This window comes from Streptococcus sp. 27098_8_99 (genome assembly GCF_041431935.1).
Taxonomy (GTDB): Bacteria; Bacillota; Bacilli; order Lactobacillales; family Streptococcaceae; genus Streptococcus; species Streptococcus parasanguinis_D.
The window spans coordinates 1-1,027 of the sequence record NZ_JAPVYQ010000024.1 but is presented as its reverse complement, the minus strand read 5'-3'; the positions used below and the strand labels follow the sequence as shown (position 1 = coordinate 1,027).

The window sequence follows — 1,027 nt, the reverse complement described above, 5'->3', positions numbered from 1 at the left end:
AAGGTTAACTTGTTAGAATATAGATGTTCAATTTTGAATGTTTAATCATTCAGAGTTAAGTGACGATAGCCTAGGAGATACACCTGTACCCATGCCGAACACAGCAGTTAAGCCCTAGAACGCCGGAAGTAGTTGGGGGTTGCCCCCTGTGAGATAAGGTAGTCGCTTAGCAAGAGATTGAGCCTAGTAGATACTAGGCTCATTTGGGAGTTTAGCTCAGCTGGGAGAGCATCTGCCTTACAAGCAGAGGGTCAGCGGTTCGATCCCGTTAACTCCCATAGGTCCCGTAGTGTAGCGGTTATCACGTCGCCCTGTCACGGCGAAGATCGCGGGTTCGATTCCCGTCGGGACCGTTAAGATAATGAAAATTATTTTAAGACTCGTTAGCTCAGTTGGTAGAGCAATTGACTTTTAATCAATGGGTCACTGGTTCGAGCCCAGTACGGGTCATATTTTGCGGGTTTGGCGGAATTGGCAGACGCACCAGATTTAGGATCTGGCGCTTTACGGCGTGGGGGTTCAAGTCCCTTAACCCGCATAAGAGAATAATAATGAGCCGGCTTAGCTCAGTTGGTAGAGCATCTGATTTGTAATCAGAGGGTCGCGTGTTCAAGTCATGTAGCCGGCATTTTTTTATATAAAGAAAGCAATGCGAACGTAGTTCAGTGGTAGAACACCACCTTGCCAAGGTGGGGGTCGCGGGTTCGAATCCCGTCGTTCGCTTGAGGAGGCCGGGGTGGCGGAACTGGCAGACGCACAGGACTTAAAATCCTGCGATTGGTAACGATCGTACCGGTTCGATTCCGGTCCTCGGCATAGACAAAGGTTGAAAGAAGCACCCTTAGCTCAACTGGATAGAGTACCTGACTACGAATCAGGCGGTTAGAGGTTCGACTCCTCTAGGGTGCATGGTCGCAAGGCTATGTAATAATTGAATAGGAACGAGCACCCTTAGCTCAACTGGATAGAGTACCTGACTACGAATCAGGCGGTTAGAGGTTCGACTCCTCTAGGGTGCATAAAGCGT

The 1,027-nt window shown here is 49.1% G+C and carries 9 tRNA genes and 1 rRNA gene; all 10 read left to right on the top strand.

Features of this window, described 5'->3' with window-relative positions:
* The first annotated feature begins 55 nt into the window (after nt 1-55).
* Nucleotides 56-171: ribosomal RNA gene (gene rrf / locus O3605_RS09945) — 5S ribosomal RNA — on the top strand.
* Nucleotides 172-205: 34 nt separating this feature from the next.
* Nucleotides 206-278, top strand: a tRNA-Val gene (locus O3605_RS09940).
* A gap of 2 nt (nt 279-280) precedes the next feature.
* Nucleotides 281-353: transfer RNA gene (locus O3605_RS09935), tRNA-Asp, on the top strand.
* Between the two features lie 24 nt (nt 354-377).
* Nucleotides 378-450 (top strand) — tRNA-Lys (locus O3605_RS09930).
* 6 nt (nt 451-456) lie between these two features.
* A tRNA-Leu gene (locus O3605_RS09925) sits at nt 457-538 on the top strand.
* A 17-nt stretch (nt 539-555) separates the two neighbouring features.
* Nucleotides 556-628 (top strand) — tRNA-Thr (locus tag O3605_RS09920).
* 23 nt (nt 629-651) lie between these two features.
* A tRNA-Gly gene (locus O3605_RS09915) sits at nt 652-723 on the top strand.
* Nucleotides 724-730: 7 nt separating this feature from the next.
* Nucleotides 731-816, top strand: a tRNA-Leu gene (locus O3605_RS09910).
* Between the two features lie 19 nt (nt 817-835).
* Nucleotides 836-909: transfer RNA gene (locus tag O3605_RS09905), tRNA-Arg, on the top strand.
* A gap of 36 nt (nt 910-945) precedes the next feature.
* A tRNA-Arg gene (locus O3605_RS09900) sits at nt 946-1,019 on the top strand.
* Nucleotides 1,020-1,027 lie beyond the last annotated feature (8 nt).